Here is a 17,169-nt window from a genome sequence, read left to right on the forward strand (position 1 = left end):
CATCGTCAGGATCAGTGATGTCCCGCACCACACCCAACCGCCGTTCCGTGAACCGCGCCGTGTCCGCCCTCGCATTGCTGGTCGTGGCTGCCGGCGCCGTTACGGCCTGCAGCGACGACAACTCCGCCGCCAAGCAGCCGACTTCGCACTCCGCCGTCGCGTCCGCGTCCCCGGCGACCAGCGAGATCGGCAAGACCAAGCTGCACATGGTCGACAACGGCGGTCACCGGTTGGCCTTCTACGTCACGCGGGGCAGCGGCTCCACCATCGTCCTGGACTCCGGTGGCGGCGAGTACTCGTCGCAGTGGAAGGACATCGTCCCCAAGCTGCACGCGGCCACCGGCGCCACCGTCATCACCTACGACCGCGCCGGTCTCGGCAAGAGCGACGTCGTACCCGGCCCGTGGAAGGTGCGGAGCGCTGTCAGCGACCTCAAGGCGGGGCTCGCGCAGTTGGGCATCACCAAGGATGTGACCCTGGTGGCCCACTCCCAGGCCGGTGAGGTCGCCAACTACTTCGCCCAGGACAACCCCCGGATGCTCTCCGGTGCGGTCCTGGTGGACGCCAACCTCCCCCAGTTCTTCACGGACGAAGAAATACCCCGCCTTGTGGCCGCGACCCAGCCCGCCGTGGACGCGGCCAAGAAGGACCCCGAGAAGCCGGAGAACCGCCAACTCATCTCCACCGCGGCGGGCTTCGCCGCCGCACACCAGGCATTCCACAAGGTGACATGGCCCGATTCGGTGCCGGCCACGGTCGTGGTCTCCGAGAAGACTCCGTTCGACGGGTCTCCCGAGGATGCCCAGCGCTGGCGTGACGCCGCCGCCTCGTTCGCCCACGCGGCGCCGAACCGCACGCTCGTCACCGCCAAGGGCTCATCCCACGAGGTACCGACGGACCGTCCCGGCTTCGTGCTCAAGGAGATCGAGGGCATGTTCGCCGCCCGGCACTGACCTCCAGCCTCAAGCGGGCCGCGTCTGCGGCTGCCGTAAAACGCAGTCGCCGCGCGGCCCGGAGCCGCGTACGTTCGCCTCCATGGTTGACGCAGCCTTCGGACATCCACGCCTCGCCGCCCTCTACGACCCACTCGATCCGGACCGCGGCGATCTCGACGCGTATCTCGCGATGGCGGAGGAGTTCGGGGCACGGTCCGTGCTGGACATCGGGTGCGGTACGGGCGTGTTCGCGCTGCTCCTCGCCGCACGCGGGATCGCGGTGACCGGGATCGACCCCGCGCGGGCGTCCGTCGACGTCGCACGCGGCAAGCCGGGAGCTGAGCGGGTGCGCTGGCTCGACGGGAACGCCGCGGACCTGCCGCCCCTGCGGGTCGACCTGGTGACGATGACCGCGAACGTTGCCCAGGCGATCACCGATCCGCAGGCGTGGCGTACGACGCTGCGCGGCGCCTACGAGGCGCTGCGACCCGGCGGGCGACTCGTCTTCGAGACGCGCGACCCGGCGCGGCGCGTGTGGGAGGAGTGGGCGCGCTGGACGCGCGAGAGCACGTACCGGGTGACGGACATCCCGGGCATCGGCCGCGTCGAGACCTGGGCCGAGCTGACGGACGTGAGCCTGCCACTGGTGAGCTTCCGGGGGACGCACGTGTTCGCCGCCGACGGGGCCGTACTGACCTCGGAATCGACACTCCGCTTCCGCGATCGGCCGGAGATCGAGCGGGACTTGCACGAGCACGGCTTCGTCGTCGAGGACGTACGCGACGCACCCGACCGGCCGGGCAAGGAGTTCGTGTTCGTGGCGGCGCGCGGCCCCGCGTAGTCCGTCCCTCGCGGAACGCCCTAGAAAGCATGGGCCGCACCGCTCCGACCAGGGCCGGAGTGGCGGCAGACGAGTCGGGCTGTACGCCGGGTTCTGTCTCCCGGTCGCCTCGCGGCGGCCGGGGAGGCGGCCATCCATCTAGGGCCGGCGTTGCCGCCGGCCTCGTGCGGTCTACCCGCGGACTCGGGCGAGCAGCCCTCGGACGTCCGCGCAGGGCCGTCAACCGACGGCCCCTCTTGACCTTGCTCCGGGTGGGGTTTACCTAGCCGCCCGAGTCACCTCGGGCGCTGGTGGTCTCTTACACCACCGTTTCACCCTTACCCGGCGCCGAAGCGCCGGGCGGTCTGTTTTCTGTGGCACTGTCCCGCGGGTCACCCCGGGTGGGCGTTACCCACCACCCTGCTGTGTGGAGCCCGGACGTTCCTCGGCAAGATCGGTGATCTTGACGCGGCCGCCCGCCCGGCTCGTCTGCCGTGCCGTTCATGTTACCCGGCCGAAGGGGTGCGGAACGCCTCCGCCGCAGTTCGCCTACCCTGGCGCCCGGGGGCCGCGCACCCCGTCAGTTGATCCGCCGAAGGAGAACCACCGTGCTCGTGCTGTTGCCGCCGTCGGAGGGAAAGGCCGCCTCCGGGCGCGGTGCCCCGCTGAAGCCCGAGTCGCTGTCGCTGCCGGGGCTCGCCGGGGCCCGGGAGGCCGTGCTGGACGAGTTGGTCGAGCTGTGCGCCGCCGACGAGGAGAAGGCGCGCGAGGTACTGGGGCTGACCGAGGGGCTGCGCGGCGAGGTCGCCAAGAACGTACTGCTGCGGACGGCGGGGACGCGGCCGGCCGGGCAGCTCTACACCGGCGTGCTGTACGACGCGCTGGACCTGGCCACGCTGGACGCTGCGGCGCGCCGGCGGGCAGCGAAGTCGCTGCTGGTCTTCTCCGGGCTGTGGGGCGCCGTCCACATCGGTGACCGCATCCCGCCCTACCGCTGCTCGATGGGGGTGAAGCTGCCCGGCGTCGGCGCGCTCGCCGGGCACTGGCGCGCCCCCATGGCGGCCGTCCTGCCGTCGGCCGCCGAGGCCGCGGGCGGCGGGGTCGTACTGGATCTGCGGTCGTCGGCGTACGCGGCGGCCTGGCGCGCCGAGGGTGAGCTGGCGGCCCGGACGGCGACGGTACGGGTGCTGCACGCGCAGATCGACCCGGCGACCGGGGCCGAGAAGCGGTCCGTGGTCAGCCACTTCAACAAGACCACGAAGGGCCGGATCGTACGGGACCTGCTGACGGCGGGCGCCCGGCCGAAGGATCCCGCGCGGCTGGTGGAGGCGCTGCGGGAGCTGGGGTACGTGGTCGAGGCGAAGCCTCCGGCGCGTGCGGGCAAGACGTGGGAGCTGGATGTCGTGGTCACCGAGATCCACTGATCCGGTCGGGCGCCACACTCACGCCCGTTGCACCCTGCGCAACGGGCATTGCGGACGGTGGGAAGGGCGCGGCAGGATGACCCCATGACCTCCGTGCTCGACCTCGCCCCCGTGATACCGGTCGTCGTCCTCGACGACGCCGCCGACGCCGTACCGCTCGCCCGCGCCCTGGTCGCCGGCGGCCTGCCCGCGATCGAGGTGACGCTCCGCACGCCCGCCGCGCTGGACGCGATCCGCGCGATCGCCGACGGTGTGCCGGACGCGGTGGTCGGCGCCGGTACGGTGCTGACGCCCGCAGCCGTGACCGACTCCGTGACGGCCGGGGCGCGGTTCCTGGTCAGCCCGGGGTGGACGGACACGCTGCTGACGGCGATGCGGGCGTCCGGGGTGCCGTTCCTGCCGGGGGTGTCCACGACGTCCGAGGTGGTGGCGCTGCTGGAGCGCGGGGTGACGGAGATGAAGTTCTTCCCCGCCGAGGCCGCGGGCGGCACGGCCTACCTCAAGTCCCTGGCGAGCCCGCTCCCCCAGGCCGCCTTCTGCCCGACCGGCGGCATCACGGCCGAGTCGGCGCCGTCGTACCTCGCGCTGCCCAACGTCCGCTGTGTGGGCGGTACGTGGATGCTCCCGGCGGACGCCATCGCGGCGAAGGACTGGGACCGGGTGGAGTCCCTGGCGCGCGAGGCGTCCACACTGCGGCTCAGCCGCCGGGCCTGACCTACGGCTCGAAGGACAGCGAGACGAAGTCGGCCACGGCGCGGTAACCGAGCCGCTGGTACGGCGCGTTGCGCCGCCGCACCTGCTTGACGACGGGGGCTCAGCGCAGGTGCGACGTGTCGTTCAGCAGCCGCAGCGACGCGTTGCCGTCCGTGTAGTACGCCACGACCGAGACCGAGGCCGCCGAGAGTTCCATCCGGAACAGGGACTCGGGCGGTGCTCCCAGCGCCAGCCGTACCAGTTCCTTCACCGGTGTGACATGCGTGACGACCAGCACCGTACGGCCCTGGTAACGCTCCAGCAGCCGGTCGCGGGCCGCCTCGACCCTGCGGCCGACCGTCTCGAAGCTCTCGCCACCACCGGTCGGTGCGACGGAGGGCGAGTCGAGCCACGCCGTCAGGTCGTCGGGGTACCGGTCGCGCACCTCGGCGAAGCTCAGCCCTTCCCAGGCGCCGAAGTCCGTCTCGCGCAGGCCCTCTTCGATCCGGACGTCGAGCCCAAGCCGGGCCGCCACCGCGTCCGCCGTCTCGCGGCAGCGCCTGAGCGGCGACGAGACGATGTCCTGGATGGTGCCGCGCGCCGCGAAAGCGGCGGCTGCCGCCTCGGCCTGGCGGCGGCCGACCGCCGACAGCTCGGGGTCGGTGCCACCACTGCCCGAGAACCGCTTGTCGGGGGTGAGGTGCGTCTCGCCGTGCCGCAGCAGGACGAAGGTGGCGGGCGTCCCGAGGTCGGCGGCGCCCCAGCCGACGGCCGGGGCCTCTTCTGCGGCGTCCGAGGCGGCGGTGTCGGAAGCGAAGTCGAAGCCCGTCTGGACGTGCTCGGCCGCCGCCGCGCCTCGCCCCGCCAGCGCCGCCCGCGCCTTCGCCGCGCCGGCCGCCGCGTCACCCGGAACCGGCGCCTGGGTCACCGCGGCCGTACGTGCCGCGCGGGCGTCCAGTTCCGCGGTGGAGGCGGACTGCTCCCACTGCTTGCCCTTCTTGCCCGCGTCCATCGCCTCGTTGGCCAGCCGGTCCGCGTGCTTGTTCTTCTCGCGCGGGATCCACTCGTAACTGACCTGCCCCGCCGGGAAGATCCGCGCGGCCTCGGCCGCGAGCGGCTTCATGTCCGGGTGCTTGATCTTCCAGCGGCCCGACATCTGCTCGACGACGAGTTTGGAGTCCATCCGGACATGCACGACGGCCGCCGGGTCCAGCGCCTTCGCCGCCTTGAGCCCGGCGATCAGGCCCCTGTACTCGGCGACGTTGTTCGTGGCCACACCGATGTACTCGGCGGCCTCGGCCAGCGCCTCACCGGTCTTCGGGTCGAGGACGACCGAACCGTAGCCCGCGGGGCCGGGGTTGCCTCGGGAGCCGCCGTCCGCCTCCACGACGAACTTCGGGGTCTGCCTGGGCATCGCTACCGCCTACAGGCCCGAGTCGGAGGTGCGGACGAGGATGCGGCGGCAGTTCTCGCACCGCAGGACGGTGTCCGGCGTCGCCGCCTTGACCTCGTTGACCTCGGTGATGTTGAGCTCCAGCTGGCAGCCCTCGCACTTGCGCCGGAAGAGCCGGGCGGCGCCCACCCCGCCGTGCTGGGTGCGCAGCTTCTCGTACAGCTTGAGCAGATCGGCCGGTACGGATCCGGCGACGACCTCGCGCTCCTTGGTGACGGAGGCGATCTCGGCGTCGAGGTCCTTGGTGGACGCGTCGCGCCGTACGGCCGCGTCGTCGTTCTTCGTCTGTACGGAGGAGACGCGCCCGGTCAGCTCGGCGACCCGCTCCTGCGCGGACTCGCGGCGCTCCATGACCTCCAGGACGACGTCCTCCAGATCACCCTGGCGCTTGGCGAGCGAGACGATCTCGCGCTGGATGCTCTCCAGGTCCTTGGGCGAGGAGACGGCGCCGGAGTCGAGGCGCTGCTGGTCACGTGTGGCGCGCTGGCGGACCTGGTCGACGTCCTGCTCGGCCTTGGTCTGTTCGCGTGCGGTGTCGCTCTCCTCGGTCTGCGCGGCCACGAGGAGGCTGCGCAGCTGGGCGAGGTCGGCGGTGAGCGATTCGATCTCGGCGTGCTCGGGAAGTGAGTCTCGCTTGTGTTCGAGCTGCGACAGTCGTACGTCGAGGGCCTGGACGTCGAGGAGTCGGATCTGGTCGGCGGGCGCGGCGTTCAGTTGGGGGCTCCTGAAGAGTGATGGGAGGACCAGGGGTCGGTGACCGTCTTCGAGACGTGGACCCGCAGGTCCCAGCCGTGGCGGTCGGAAATCTCGTCGAGCTGGGCGGCGGCCTGCTCGCACCAGGGCCATTCGGTGGCCCAGTGCGCGGCGTCGATCAGCGCGAGCGCGCTGTGCTGGGTGGCTTCGGAGACCGGGTGGTGGCGCAGGTCGGCGGTGACGAACGCGTCCACCCCCGCGGCCCTGACGTCGTCGAACAGGCTGTCGCCCGAGCCGCCGCTGACGGCGACCGTACGGATCAGGGCGTCCGGGTCGCCGGCGACGCGGATGCCCTGCGCGGTGGCCGGCAGCCGGTGCGCGACGCGGGCGGCGAAGTCGCGCAGGGCGGCGGGGCGGTCCAGCTCGCAGATCCGGCCGAGGCCGCGGCGTCCCGCCGGGTCGGTGGGGTCGGGTACGAGCGGCCGTACGACCCGCAGGTCGAGCGCGCCGGCGAGGGCGTCGGAGACTCCGGGGTCGGCGCTGTCGGCGTTGGTGTGCGCGACGTGCAGGGCGATGTCGTTCTTGATCAGGGTGTGGACGACCCGGCCCTTGAAGGTGTCGGCGGCGACCGTCGTGGTCCCGCGCAGATAGAGCGGGTGGTGGGTGACGATCAGCTCGGCGCAGAGTTTCACGGCCTCCTCGGCGATGTCGTGCACCGGGTCGACGGCGAGCAGGACGCGGGTGACCGTGGCGTCCGGATCGCCGCAGACCGTACCGACGGCATCCCACTGTTCGGCGCGCTCGGGGGGCCAGAGGGCGTCGAGCGCGGCGAGGACTTCGGACAGACGGGGCACGGGGAAAGGCTACCTGTCCCGCGTACCCCGCCGACCATGGCTCGGGCAGCCGCTTTTCCGGCGGCACACCGCGTGAGATCCGGCGACACGCCGTTGCCGGGGGCCAGGAGCGAGCCGTTGCCCGTGCCCGCGGCCGCCCTGCCCGCAGCGCCCTGCCCGCAACGTCAGGGGCCAGGGGCGCCGCGTCGGCGCGCGCTACGGACCCGGGCCGCAAGCGCCCGCCTCGTACCGGCCCTCTGCCGGCCCTCGTACCGGCGCCTACTTCGCCAGGTAACCGTCCAGGTCGTCCAGCACCTGGTAGGCCGCCGTCACACCCAGGCCGAGGTACCAGGTCTCGTCCTTGACGTCCTTGGCCCTGCCGTCCTTGACCGCCGTCAGGTTCTTCCACAGCGGGTTGCCGCGTGCGGTGTCGCGGTCGGTCTCCTTCGCGTCGCCGTACACCCCGGTGAAGATCCAGTCGGCGTCCGCCTCGTCGATCTTCTCGGGGCTGATCTCCACGGCCAGGTCGTTGATCTGCTGGTTCTTCGGCCTGGGCAGACCGGCGTCCTTGAGGATCGTGCCGATGAACGAGTCCTGGCCGTAGAGGCGCAGCCGGCCCGGCATGTAGCGGACCATCGAGACGGTCGGCTTGTCGGGTCCGACGGCCGTGCCGAGCGCCTTGGCCTTCTCCTCGTACGTGGCGAGCTTCGCCTCGGCCTGGTCGAGCCGGTCCAGCGCCTTGGCGTTCAGGAGGTAGTTCTGCTTCCAGGTGAAGCCGGGCCTGATGGAGAAGACCGTCGGGGCGATCTGCGCCAGTTCCTTGTACTTGTCCGCGGCGCGGAGCTGGCTGCCGAGGATCAGGTCGGGCTTGAGCTTGGCGATCGCCTCAAGGTTGAGGTTGTTGATCGTGCCGACGTTCTCGGGGGTGCCCGCGTCCTTCTTCAGGTAGCTGGGGATGGACTCGTCGCCCTCGGTGGGGGCGTAGCCGACGGGCTTGACACCCAGTGAGACAACGTTGTCGAACTCGCCCACGTCAAGGACGACGACCCGCTCGGGGCGCTTCTTCTCCACGGTCTTGCCCATGGCGTGTGTGATGGTGCGGGGGAACTGGCCGGGCTTGGCGTCGGTGCCGAAGGCCGCCGTCTTCTGGGCCGCGTCGCCGAAGTCCTTGCCGCCGGTGGCGACGTCGGCCTTCTTGGCGGCCGAGTCCGATGTGGCGGAACCGCTGTCGGAGCCGCCGCCGCAGGCCGCGAGGGTGAGGGCCGCCGACAGGGCGACCGCGGTGATGGCGCCGCGGCGTCGTATGGACATGGGTACTCGCTCCAGCTGTGTTCCGTCGACATGCCCACGCGGGCATACCGAGTCGGGCGTACCTACTTAGGCGTACCTAACCTAACCCACCGCCTCGCTGACCAGCACAACCACCCCCGCCATTCCCGACGAATCCCCTCAGTGACACTCTTATGTGTGAAGTGGGGGCTCTCATGTTGTTCGGCTGGAAGTACGAAAACTACTTTCATGGCCGGAGGTGACACCGAATGACGGTCCGCGCCATGGGGACGGCCGCGGCGGGCGGCGCTGTGCGGCACACCGGATTCGCGATCACGGCGGACGGGACGTACGCGGCGCGGCTGACGCGCGCGACGCCGGACAGCGACGCGTGGTTCCCCGAGCGGTGGACGCTCGACGGCCATGAGCCCTACGCCGTACCGCTCCCGCTCGACCAGCCGGAGGAGCCCGGCACCCAGGTGCTGCCGCTGTCCGACGGGCGCGTGCTCATCGTCCGCAGGGTCGCCGACCGGTTCGGGCTTTCGCTGCTCTACCCGGCGGGGCGCGGCACGGGCGAGCTGCCCGTCGGCGCCGTCGAGTGCGAGGAGTTGACGCTGCTGCCGCCGGCGCCGGACGGCCGGAGCGCGTACGCCCTCGCGCCCGGCCAACACTCCACCGCGGTCTGGCTGGTGGCGGGCGGCGCCTTCGGTCCCGAGCTGGTCGCCGAGGTGCCGGGCCGCTGCTCGGGCGGCGGCTGGCTGGACCGCGCGGGGCGGATGCTGGCGGTGGACCGGGAGCTGGGCGGTGTCGTCAAGGCCGTCGCCGTCGATCTCGAACGCGGCGGTGAGGTCATGCCGTTGCTCCAGATCACGGAGGAGAGCAACGACCGGCTGCTGCTCGCCGACCCCGACAGCGGGCTGCTGCTGATCTGTTCCGACGCGCCGGGGCACGGCAGGATCGGCTGGGGTGTGCTCGGCAGCAGGCGGCCGGTGCGCTTCCCCGAATGTCTGCGTCCCGCGGACTGTGTGGTCACCCCGTTCGCCGTGCAGCCCGGGCAGATGCTGATGCCCGAGAACTGCGCGGTGGCGCTGCGGATCGACATCGCGAAGGACGGCGCGGCCGGCGGCGCCGCCGGCGACAGCTGGCTCGGTGTGTGGCGCCCGGCCGGCCGCCAGCTGCATCAACTGCCCGCGCCTGAAGGGTGGCTGGCCGGCTCGGGGCTGTGGACACGGGACGGTGAGCTGCGGCTGCCGTACGCGACGAGCGCGGTGCCGTGCGGGGTGGCGCGGGTCGCCGCCCCCGCGGACGCCCCGGTCCCTGACGGGATCGCGCAGAACGATCCGTCGGGGCTGGAACCGTCCGGCGCTCCGCGGACTCCTGTGTTGTGCAGACCGGTTCCGCTCCAACAGGCGCCGCTCACCGATCCGCAGGCACCCCTGACCGGCCGTGGGACGGCTGGCTAGGGTGGTTGGCGCACAAAGCGACCACGACAGCGACAGTACGACGGAGTGACTTCACGACATGTCTGAGGCCCGAACCGACACGGCTCAGGACCGTCCGCAGACCGCGGACGCCGCCCGGGACGAAGCCGGAGGCTACGGAAAGCACCGCGGGGGTGCCGCATCGACGGAGGACTCGACGTCTCCGGCCTACGGCAAGCACCGACGCCACGGAGAACAGACCAAGGCCGCCTGACCGGCGGACTCATACCGCAGAGGGATCACAAGGGGCCGCCGGTGGCGGCCCCTTGTGACATATGTACTGCCCGAGTCCGTACATGCGCATCTGCCGCCGGTGCCGCCCCGCTCCGTAGCGTCATGGGCATGACGCAGACAGCAGAACCAGCCGCGGCAACGGCGGTGCGTTTCACCGGAGTCGGCAAGTCGTTCGGTGCCGTACGCGCCGTCGTGGCCGCCGATCTGAGCATTCCGCGCGGCGAGACCGTGGCCCTGCTCGGCCGCAACGGCGCGGGCAAGTCGACCGCGATCGGGCTGCTCCTCGGCCTGGACGAGCCGGACACCGGGACCGTGCAACTCTTCGACGGCCCGCCGTCGCGGGCCGTGGCAGCCGGCCGGGTCGGCGCGATGCTCCAGGACGGCCGGCCCATCAGGCGGGTGACCGTAAGGGAGTTGGTCACGTTCGTGGCGAGCACCTTCCCCGAGCCGCTGCCCGTCCCCGAGGCGCTGGCGCTCGCCGGTCTCGGCGAACTCGGCGACCGGCGCGTCGACAAGCTCTCCGGCGGCCAGCTCCAGCGGGTCAGGTTCGCGGTCGCGCTGGCCGGCGCGCCGGAACTGCTCGTACTCGACGAGCCGACCGCCGCGCTCGACGTGGAGGCAAGGCGCGCCTTCTGGGCGTCCATGCGGGCGTACGCGCGGCGCGGCAACACCGTGCTGTTCTCGACGCACTACCTGGAGGAGGCCGACGAGTACGCGGACCGGATCGTCGTCATCGACCACGGCCGGATCGTCGCCGACGGCTCGGGCGACCGCATCAAGGAGACCGTCGGCGGCCATCTCGTCAGCTTCGACCTGCGGGGGCTCGGCTCGGAAGGGCTCACCCTGCTGCCCGGCGTGGTCTCGGTCGAGGTGCGCGGCGACCGGGCCAGGCTCCGTACCGACGACTCGGACGCGACCGTCGTGGCACTCGCCGCGGCGCAGCGCATCCACCGGCTGGAGGTGACCCCGGCGACGCTGGAGGACGCCTTCCTGGCCCTGACCCATGAGCAGAAGCCGACCGAGGTCCACGACCAGAAGCTCGCGAAGGAGATGGCGTGATGTTCCAGTACGTCAAGCTGGAAGTACGGCGGGCGCTGCGCGATCCCGGGTTCCTCATCTTCGGCGCCGGGATGCCCGTACTGATGTATCTGCTGTTCACCAACATCGGGGTGAGCAGCGGCCCTGACTCCGACGAGTGGCGCACGGCCTCCATGGTCGGCATGGCGGCGTACGGGGCGCTCGGCGCCGCCGTCAGCACCGGCACCGGTATCGCCGAGGACAAGTCGCACGGCTGGCTGCGCCAGTTGCGCGTCACACCGATGCTGCCGCGCCAAGTCGTGCTCGGCCGGGCGATCACCGGATCCGTGACGGTCCTGCCCGCCCTGTGCGCCGTGCTGCTGGCCGGTGCGCTGGTGAACGGCGTACGGATGCCGCTGTGGCAGTGGCCGGTGCTGATCGTGCTGCTGTGGGCGGGCGCGCTGCCCTTCACCCTGCTCGGCATCGGCAACGGCTACCGGCTCACCGCGCAGACCACGGGCGTGCTCAACGTCGCCACGCTGATGGGCTTCTCCGTCATCGGCGGACTGTGGTTCCCGCTGGAGCTGTTCCCCGGCTGGCTGCGCTCGGTCGCCCGGTTCACCCCCGCCAACCGGTTCGCGGATCTGGGCTGGTCGACGACGGCGGGCAACGCTCCCGGACTGCTCACCGTCGTGGTGATGCTGGGGTGGCTCACGCTGTTCGGTTCGTACGCTGTTGTCTCCTACCGCAAGTCAGGGAGGACGGTATGAAACCCGCGCTGAGGACCCGGCTGCTGGCGCTGCCCTTCAGGCGCTCCGCCGCCTGCGCCCCCGAGGGACAGCGCCGGCCGGGGCCGCCCAGCGGGTACGCCATGCTGCCGTGGCTGCTGATGCTGCTCGGCGCTTTCTCCAACCTCGTCCAGGGCAAGACGCCCAACGCGTGGGTCGGCGCCGTCGGTCTGTTCATCTTCAACTCGCTGTACGTGTCGGTGGTGTTCCGCGCCTTCGTGCCGCGGGCGCGGGACAGCGCGGGCACCCGCTGGACGCTGGTCGCGATGGGGGTGGTGACCTTCGGCCTCGGCATCGGGTACGGCGGCAGCTGGCTGCTGTTCTTCCCGCTGCTCGGTCTGGCGTGCGGCAGTGTGCTGCGCGGCCGGGCCGTCGGGGTAGTGGGGCTCGCGCTGAGTGTGTCGGCGGGGACGATCGGCGGGTACCAGGAGGGCTGGGACGCGGTGACCGTCGCGTACGGCACGTTCCTGTCCACGATGGTCACGGCCGCGATCCTCACACTGTCCGAGACGGTGATCGAACTGGGCGAGACCCGGCAGGAGTTGGCGCGGTCGGCGGTCGAGCAGGAGCGGCTGCGGTTCTCCCGCGACCTGCACGACCTGCTCGGCCACACCCTCTCCGTGATCGTGGTGAAGGCGGAGGCGGCGCGCAGGCTGGCCCCGCGGCAGCTGGATTCCGCGCTGGGCCAGATCGGCGACATCGAGTCGGTCGGCAGGCAGGCGCTGACCGAGATCCGCGAGGCCGTCACCGGCTACCGCGAGGGCAGCCTCTCGGGCGACCTGGACCGCGCGCGCTCGGCGCTCAGCGGCGCCGGCGTCGAGCCGGTCGTACGGCAGTCGGGACGCCCGCTGGATCCGCAGACCGAGGCGCTGTTCGGCTGGGTGGTACGGGAAGCCGTCACCAACGTCGTACGGCACAGCGGGGCGACGCGGTGCGAGATCGTGGTGGGCAGCTCCGAGGAACGGGCCACGCTGACCGTCGCCGACAACGGCATAGGCGCCCACCCCGACCTGGTCGACTCGGCGGCCGGCAACGGCCTGAAGGGCCTCACGGAACGGCTGTCGGGCGCGGGCGGTTCGCTGGAGGCGGGCGCGGTGGGAGACGGCTTCCGGGTGACGGCGCGCCTGCCGCTGACCGGGGCGGCCTAGGAGGTGCCGGCGGATCAGGCCGGATCAAGGCCCGGACGGGCCCGGCCCCGCCGACCGGGTGCCTGCGGGCGGCCGGCCCTAATCTGGCCCCGTGAACGAGATGCCGCAGGACCACAGGCCGGCCACGTCCGTACGCGTCCTGCTTGCCGAGGACCAGGGCATGATGCGGGGCGCGCTCGCGCTGTTGCTCGGGATGGAGGCGGACATCGAGGTGGTCGCGCAGGTCGCGACCGGGGACGCCATCGTGGGTGAGGCGCTCACCTCACGGCCCGATGTGGCGCTGCTCGACATCGAACTGCCGGGCCTCAGCGGGCTCGACGCCGCCGCGCTGCTGCGCGACGAGGTGCCGGACTGCCGGGTGCTGATCCTGACGACGTTCGGCAGGCCCGGCTATCTGCGCCGGGCCATGGAGGCGGGGGCCGCCGGATTCCTCGTCAAGGACGGACCTGTGGAGGAGCTGGCGGCGGCGATCCGGCGGGTGCTCGCGGGTGAGACGGTCATCGACCCGGCGCTCGCGGCCGCCGCGCTGAGCGCGGGGCCCAGTCCGCTGACGGCGCGGGAGCGGGACGTGCTGAACGCGTCCGTGGACGGCGCGACGGTCGCGGACATCGCCGCGAAGCTGCATCTGTCCGAGTCGACCGTCCGCAACTACCTGTCGTCCGCGATCGGCAAGACCGGCACCCGCAACCGCATGGAGGCCGTACGTTCCGCCCGTCGGCAAGGCTGGCTGTAGCCCTCAACGGCCCAACAGCCCCTCAAGAGCCCAGCGTCTCGGCGCGCCGGTGCGGCAGCCACACCAGCATCAGCAGCGCGCCGAAGAGCATGATCAGGCAGCCGACACGGAACGACAGCGCGTAGCCGGCCGTCAGCGCCTCGGGGCTCGTGCCGCCCGCCGTGCGGGCCGCCGCCGCCGTGGAGAGGATGGCGAGGCCGAGCGCGCCGCCCATCGTCCGTGAGGTGTTGATCAGCCCCGAGACGAGCCCGGCGTCGCCGGGGGCCGCGCCGGTCGTCGCGAGGGCGGCGAGCGGTGTGGAGGCGAGGCCGAGGCCGGTCAGCATGAGGATGCCGGGGCCGAGGAGCGACGTCACGTACGTGCCGTCGGCGGTCATCATCGACTGCCACCAGAAGCCGGCCACCGCCATCAGCGTGCCGAGTACCGCGAGGTTGCGGGCACCGACCCTGGGCATCAGCCGGGGCGCCAGCTTCGAACCGACGACGATGCTCAGCGAGCTGGGGATGAGCGCGAGGCCCGCCTTCAACGGCGAGTAGTGCAGCACGTTCTGGGCGTAGACCGTCATGAAGAACCACACGGCGAACGAGGTCGCGCCCGACACGAACATCCCCGCGTTGGCCGCCGAGACCGCCCGGTTCCTGAACACCTTGAGCGGTACGAGCGGCGAGGCCGAACGCGCCTCGACGGCGACGAACGCGCCGAGCAGCAGCAGCCCGCCGATCAGCGGCACCAGCGTCGCCGCGGCGCCCCAGCCCTTCTCCTCCGTCGACACGATGCCGTACGCGAGGACGGCGAGCCCGACCGTGGCCAACAGGGCGCCCGGCAGGTCGAGTCGGCGCGGCCGGTCGTTCCTGCTCTCGCTGACCCATACGGCGGCGCCGACGATGACGAGCACACCGATCGGCACGTTGATCAGCAGCACCCAGCGCCAGGACAGCAGATCGGTGAGGACCCCGCCGACGAGCCCGCCCGCCGCGCCGCCGCCCGCGCCGACCGCGGCCCAGGTGCCGATCGCGCGGGTTCTGGCGGGTCCCGGCGGTACGGCCGAGGTGAGGATCGTGAGCGTGGCGGGGGCGAGTACGGCGGCGCCGAGGCCCTGCACGGCCCGCGCAGCGAGCAGTTGCCAGTCCGCCTGGGCGAGACCGCCGGCGAGGGAGGCGACGGTGAAGACCCCGAGCCCGACGAGGAACATCCGCTTGCGGCCGAAGATGTCGGCCGCGCGCCCGCCGAGCAGCATGAAGCCGGCGAAGGCGATCGAGTAGGCGTTGAGTACCCACTGGAGTCCGAGGGCGGACAGCCCGAGGTCCGCGCGCATCGACGGCAGCGCGACGTTCACCACGGAGACGTCGAGGACGACGAGGAACTGTCCGGCGCACGCGGCGAGGACCACCGCCCAGGTGCGTCCGTGGCCTGCTCCGGTCGACGTCGGGCCGGGTATCGAATCGGTTTCGGTTCCTGCTGCGGCTCTGACCATGCGTGTCATGGTCGCAGCCGGTGCGCGGTCCATACATCGGTTTTCCGTCGCAGCGACCATGGTCCGCCGGTCCTACGACCACGCCCACGCCCACGTCAGTGTCCGCGCCCGCGCCCACGCCCGCGCCCGCGTCCAGATCCACGAGCACGACCACGTGTGACCGTATCCGGCCGATATTCACTCGTTACGAACCGATGCCGACCGAGTGCCGTGAGCCGGAATAGCGCGCCGACGAGAAAGCGTTCACATGACATCCATCGGCGGTCAACGGGGCCCGCCCTGGGCTCTTTTGATCCACATTCGACTCTTCTGTCCTGATTTCTTCCTGCCCGGAGGGCGCACGTATGCCGCTGACGACGACCGAACAGCCCGCCGGGGCACTCCCGGATCCACGGGAGCGCAGAACCGCCGGGGTCGTACCCGTCCTCGCCTTCGCGGGCATCACGGTCGCCGTGATGCAGACCCTGCTCGTACCGGTCATCAAGGACCTGCCCGCCCTGCTGCGGACGTCACCGTCCAACGCGACCTGGGTGATGACCGCCACCCTCCTCGCGGGCGCGATATCCACCCCGATCATGGGGCGGCTCGGCGATCTCTTCGGCAAGCGGCGGATGCTGCTCGCCAGCCTCGCCGTCATGGTGGTCGGCTCGCTGATCTGCGGCTTCACCGACGACCTGCTGACGATGATCGCCGGCAGGGCGCTCCAGGGCTTCGCGATGGGCGCGATCCCCCTCGGCATCGGCATCATGCGTGACGAGCTGCCGCGCGAGAAGCTCGGCTCAGCGATGGCGCTGATGAGTTCGTCCATCGGCGTGGGCGGCGGACTCGCCCTGCCCGTCGCCGCGCTGATCGCGCAGAACGCCGACTGGCACGCGCTGTTCTTCGCCTCGGCCGGACTCGGCGTGCTGTCGATGCTGCTCACCGTCCTCGTCGTGCCCGAGTCCGCGGTACGGGCCGTCGGCACCTTCGACTGGCGCGGCGCGATCGGGCTCTCCGCCGGACTCGTCGCCCTGCTGCTGCCCATCACCAAGGGCAGTGACTGGGGCTGGGGTTCGGGCACCACGCTCGGTCTGTTCGGCGCCGCCGTCGCCATCCTGCTCCTGTGGGGCGTCATGGAGCTGCGGAGCGCGGCGCCGCTGGTCGACCTGCGCACCACGGCGCGGCGCGAGGTGCTGCTCACCAACCTCGCCTCGATCATGGTCGGCGTCGCCTTCTACGCGATCTCGCTGGTCCTGCCGCAGCTGCTCCAGCTCCCCAAGTCCAACGGCTACGGCCTGGGTCAGTCGATGGTCGTCGCAGGGCTGTGCGTGGCGCCGCTCGGTCTGACGATGATGCTGACGGCCCCGCTCTACGCCAAGATCGCGGCGCGGCGCGGCCCCAAGGTCTCGCTGATGCTCGGCATGGTCGTCATCGCGATCGGGTACGGCGCCGGCATCGGCCTGATGAGCGCCGCCTGGCAGACCATCATCGTCTCGGTCGTCATCGGTGCCGGCATCGGTCTGGCGTACTCCTCGCTGCCCGCCCTGATCATCGGCGCGGTCGACCCGTCGGAGACCGGCGCCGCCACCGGCCTGAACACGCTGATGCGGTCGATCGGTACGTCCGTGTCGAGTGCGGTCATCGGCATGGTCCTCGCGAAGACCTCGGTCGAGGTCGGCGGGTTCGCCGTCCCGACGATGAACGGCTTCCGCATCTCGTTCATGATCGCCACCGGCGCGGTGATCGGCGGTCTCGTGCTCGCCGCGTTCCTGCCGTCGCAGCGGCCGGCCGGGCCGAAGGCCGTCAGCGGCGCCGACGAGGACGCGCTGTCCTCGACGCTGGTCGCCGGGTCCGGCGGCTTCCGCGGCCGGGTGCTGACAGTGGACGGCGAGCCCGTCGCGCGGGCCAACGTGACGCTCATCGACCGGCACGGCCGGCAGGCCGGGCTCACGGTCGCGGACGACGAAGGCCGGTACACCCTGCTCCCGCCGTCCGGCGGCGGGTACGTCCTGGCCGGCTCGGCGACCGGCCACGCGCCGCACGCGCACCCGGTGTCGTACGCGGGTGACGGTGTCGCCGTCGAGGTCGACCTGGTGCTGCCGCAGGCGGCCGGCGAGCGCAGCGGCGCTGTCACGACCTGACACCCGGGCGCGGTACGTCCGCGTGCCGAAATGTCCCCACCTCCGCCCCCGGCG

General features: G+C 71.8%; 15 protein-coding genes and 1 other RNA gene. 10 read left to right on the top strand and 6 right to left on the bottom strand.

Going from position 1 to position 17,169, the window contains the following annotated elements; genetic code table 11:
* Positions 1 to 17 precede the first annotated feature (17 nt).
* Together OHS57_RS11345 and OHS57_RS11350 are read left to right on the top strand one after the other, a co-directional pair.
* Positions 18 to 953 (top strand): alpha/beta fold hydrolase, encoded by a 936-nt coding sequence (locus tag OHS57_RS11345; protein ID WP_328581838.1) that lies wholly within the window; start codon positions 18 to 20, stop codon positions 951 to 953.
* An 82-nt stretch (positions 954 to 1,035) separates the two neighbouring features.
* Entirely contained in the window at positions 1,036 to 1,776 is a 741-nt protein-coding gene (locus OHS57_RS11350; RefSeq protein ID WP_328581839.1) for a class I SAM-dependent methyltransferase, read from the top strand.
* Between the two features lie 66 nt (positions 1,777 to 1,842).
* Here OHS57_RS11350 and rnpB read toward each other — a convergent pair.
* Positions 1,843 to 2,243: RNase P RNA component class A (gene rnpB, locus OHS57_RS11355), an RNA gene on the bottom strand.
* Between the two features lie 120 nt (positions 2,244 to 2,363).
* Between rnpB and yaaA the strand changes: the two genes are divergently transcribed.
* Complete coding sequence (gene yaaA / locus OHS57_RS11360; protein WP_328581840.1) at positions 2,364 to 3,179, top strand: peroxide stress protein YaaA; 816 nt, start codon at positions 2,364 to 2,366, stop codon at positions 3,177 to 3,179.
* An 84-nt stretch (positions 3,180 to 3,263) separates the two neighbouring features.
* Complete coding sequence (gene eda, locus OHS57_RS11365; protein ID WP_328581841.1) at positions 3,264 to 3,893, top strand: bifunctional 4-hydroxy-2-oxoglutarate aldolase/2-dehydro-3-deoxy-phosphogluconate aldolase; 630 nt, start codon at positions 3,264 to 3,266, stop codon at positions 3,891 to 3,893.
* 100 nt (positions 3,894 to 3,993) lie between these two features.
* Here eda and OHS57_RS11370 read toward each other — a convergent pair whose 3' ends face one another.
* The 4 genes from OHS57_RS11370 to OHS57_RS11385 form a co-directional block, all read right to left on the bottom strand.
* Positions 3,994 to 5,286, bottom strand: a complete 1,293-nt coding sequence (locus OHS57_RS11370; protein WP_328581842.1) for a bifunctional RNase H/acid phosphatase — start codon at positions 5,284 to 5,286, stop codon at positions 3,994 to 3,996.
* A 9-nt stretch (positions 5,287 to 5,295) separates the two neighbouring features.
* The gene (locus tag OHS57_RS11375) at positions 5,296 to 6,039 is read right to left on the bottom strand and encodes a CT398-like coiled coil hairpin domain-containing protein (RefSeq protein ID WP_198533419.1); all 744 of its coding nucleotides are present in this window, start codon (positions 6,037 to 6,039) and stop codon (positions 5,296 to 5,298) included.
* Positions 6,036 to 6,872 (bottom strand): Nif3-like dinuclear metal center hexameric protein, encoded by an 837-nt coding sequence (locus OHS57_RS11380; RefSeq protein WP_328581843.1) that lies wholly within the window; start codon positions 6,870 to 6,872, stop codon positions 6,036 to 6,038. Before OHS57_RS11380 ends, OHS57_RS11375 begins: the two co-directional genes overlap by 4 nt.
* A gap of 258 nt (positions 6,873 to 7,130) precedes the next feature.
* Positions 7,131 to 8,162 (bottom strand): ABC transporter substrate-binding protein, encoded by a 1,032-nt coding sequence (locus OHS57_RS11385; protein ID WP_328581844.1) that lies wholly within the window; start codon positions 8,160 to 8,162, stop codon positions 7,131 to 7,133.
* 227 nt (positions 8,163 to 8,389) lie between these two features.
* On the opposite strand from OHS57_RS11385, the gene OHS57_RS11390 reads away from it, so the two are divergent.
* The 5 genes from OHS57_RS11390 to OHS57_RS11410 all read left to right on the top strand — a co-directional run bounded on the left by OHS57_RS11390 (position 8,390) and on the right by OHS57_RS11410 (position 13,521).
* A complete protein-coding gene (locus OHS57_RS11390; protein ID WP_328581845.1) occupies positions 8,390 to 9,583 on the top strand; it encodes a hypothetical protein in 1,194 nt (397 codons plus the stop codon).
* A 360-nt stretch (positions 9,584 to 9,943) separates the two neighbouring features.
* A complete protein-coding gene (locus OHS57_RS11395) occupies positions 9,944 to 10,894 on the top strand; it encodes an ABC transporter ATP-binding protein (RefSeq protein ID WP_078863953.1) in 951 nt (316 codons plus the stop codon).
* Positions 10,894 to 11,622 (top strand): ABC transporter permease, encoded by a 729-nt coding sequence (locus tag OHS57_RS11400; protein WP_041990294.1) that lies wholly within the window; start codon positions 10,894 to 10,896, stop codon positions 11,620 to 11,622. Before OHS57_RS11395 ends, OHS57_RS11400 begins: the two co-directional genes overlap by 1 nt.
* The gene (locus OHS57_RS11405; RefSeq protein ID WP_328581846.1) at positions 11,619 to 12,788 is read left to right on the top strand and encodes a sensor histidine kinase; all 1,170 of its coding nucleotides are present in this window, start codon (positions 11,619 to 11,621) and stop codon (positions 12,786 to 12,788) included. Before OHS57_RS11400 ends, OHS57_RS11405 begins: the two co-directional genes overlap by 4 nt.
* Positions 12,789 to 12,888: 100 nt before the next feature.
* Entirely contained in the window at positions 12,889 to 13,521 is a 633-nt protein-coding gene (locus OHS57_RS11410) for a response regulator transcription factor (RefSeq protein WP_041990291.1), read from the top strand.
* A gap of 22 nt (positions 13,522 to 13,543) precedes the next feature.
* Here OHS57_RS11410 and OHS57_RS11415 read toward each other — a convergent pair whose 3' ends face one another.
* The gene (locus OHS57_RS11415; RefSeq protein ID WP_328581847.1) at positions 13,544 to 15,004 is read right to left on the bottom strand and encodes an MFS transporter; all 1,461 of its coding nucleotides are present in this window, start codon (positions 15,002 to 15,004) and stop codon (positions 13,544 to 13,546) included.
* Positions 15,005 to 15,339: 335 nt separating this feature from the next.
* Here OHS57_RS11415 and OHS57_RS11420 point away from each other — a divergent pair, with 335 nt between their 5' ends.
* Entirely contained in the window at positions 15,340 to 17,115 is a 1,776-nt protein-coding gene (locus OHS57_RS11420) for an MFS transporter (protein ID WP_041990288.1), read from the top strand.
* Positions 17,116 to 17,169: the final 54 nt, after the last annotated feature.

Origin of the sequence: Streptomyces sp. NBC_00370, assembly GCF_036084755.1 — a bacterium.
In the GTDB taxonomy this organism is placed as follows: Bacteria; Actinomycetota; Actinomycetes; order Streptomycetales; family Streptomycetaceae; genus Streptomyces.

Coding starts and splice junctions, on each gene's coding strand:
- OHS57_RS11345 (WP_328581838.1), top strand. CDS start 18: ATGTCCCGCACCACACCCAACCGCCGTTCCGTGAACCGCGCCGTGTCC.
- OHS57_RS11350 (WP_328581839.1), top strand. CDS start 1,036: ATGGTTGACGCAGCCTTCGGACATCCACGCCTCGCCGCCCTCTACGAC.
- eda (WP_328581841.1), top strand. CDS start 3,264: ATGACCTCCGTGCTCGACCTCGCCCCCGTGATACCGGTCGTCGTCCTC.
- OHS57_RS11370 (WP_328581842.1), bottom strand. CDS start 5,286: ATGCCCAGGCAGACCCCGAAGTTCGTCGTGGAGGCGGACGGCGGCTCC.
- OHS57_RS11385 (WP_328581844.1), bottom strand. CDS start 8,162: ATGTCCATACGACGCCGCGGCGCCATCACCGCGGTCGCCCTGTCGGCG.
- OHS57_RS11390 (WP_328581845.1), top strand. CDS start 8,390: ATGACGGTCCGCGCCATGGGGACGGCCGCGGCGGGCGGCGCTGTGCGG.
- OHS57_RS11395 (WP_078863953.1), top strand. CDS start 9,944: ATGACGCAGACAGCAGAACCAGCCGCGGCAACGGCGGTGCGTTTCACC.
- OHS57_RS11400 (WP_041990294.1), top strand. CDS start 10,894: ATGTTCCAGTACGTCAAGCTGGAAGTACGGCGGGCGCTGCGCGATCCC.
- OHS57_RS11405 (WP_328581846.1), top strand. CDS start 11,619: ATGAAACCCGCGCTGAGGACCCGGCTGCTGGCGCTGCCCTTCAGGCGC.
- OHS57_RS11410 (WP_041990291.1), top strand. CDS start 12,889: ATGCCGCAGGACCACAGGCCGGCCACGTCCGTACGCGTCCTGCTTGCC.
- OHS57_RS11415 (WP_328581847.1), bottom strand. CDS start 15,004: ATGACACGCATGGTCAGAGCCGCAGCAGGAACCGAAACCGATTCGATA.
- OHS57_RS11420 (WP_041990288.1), top strand. CDS start 15,340: ATGCCGCTGACGACGACCGAACAGCCCGCCGGGGCACTCCCGGATCCA.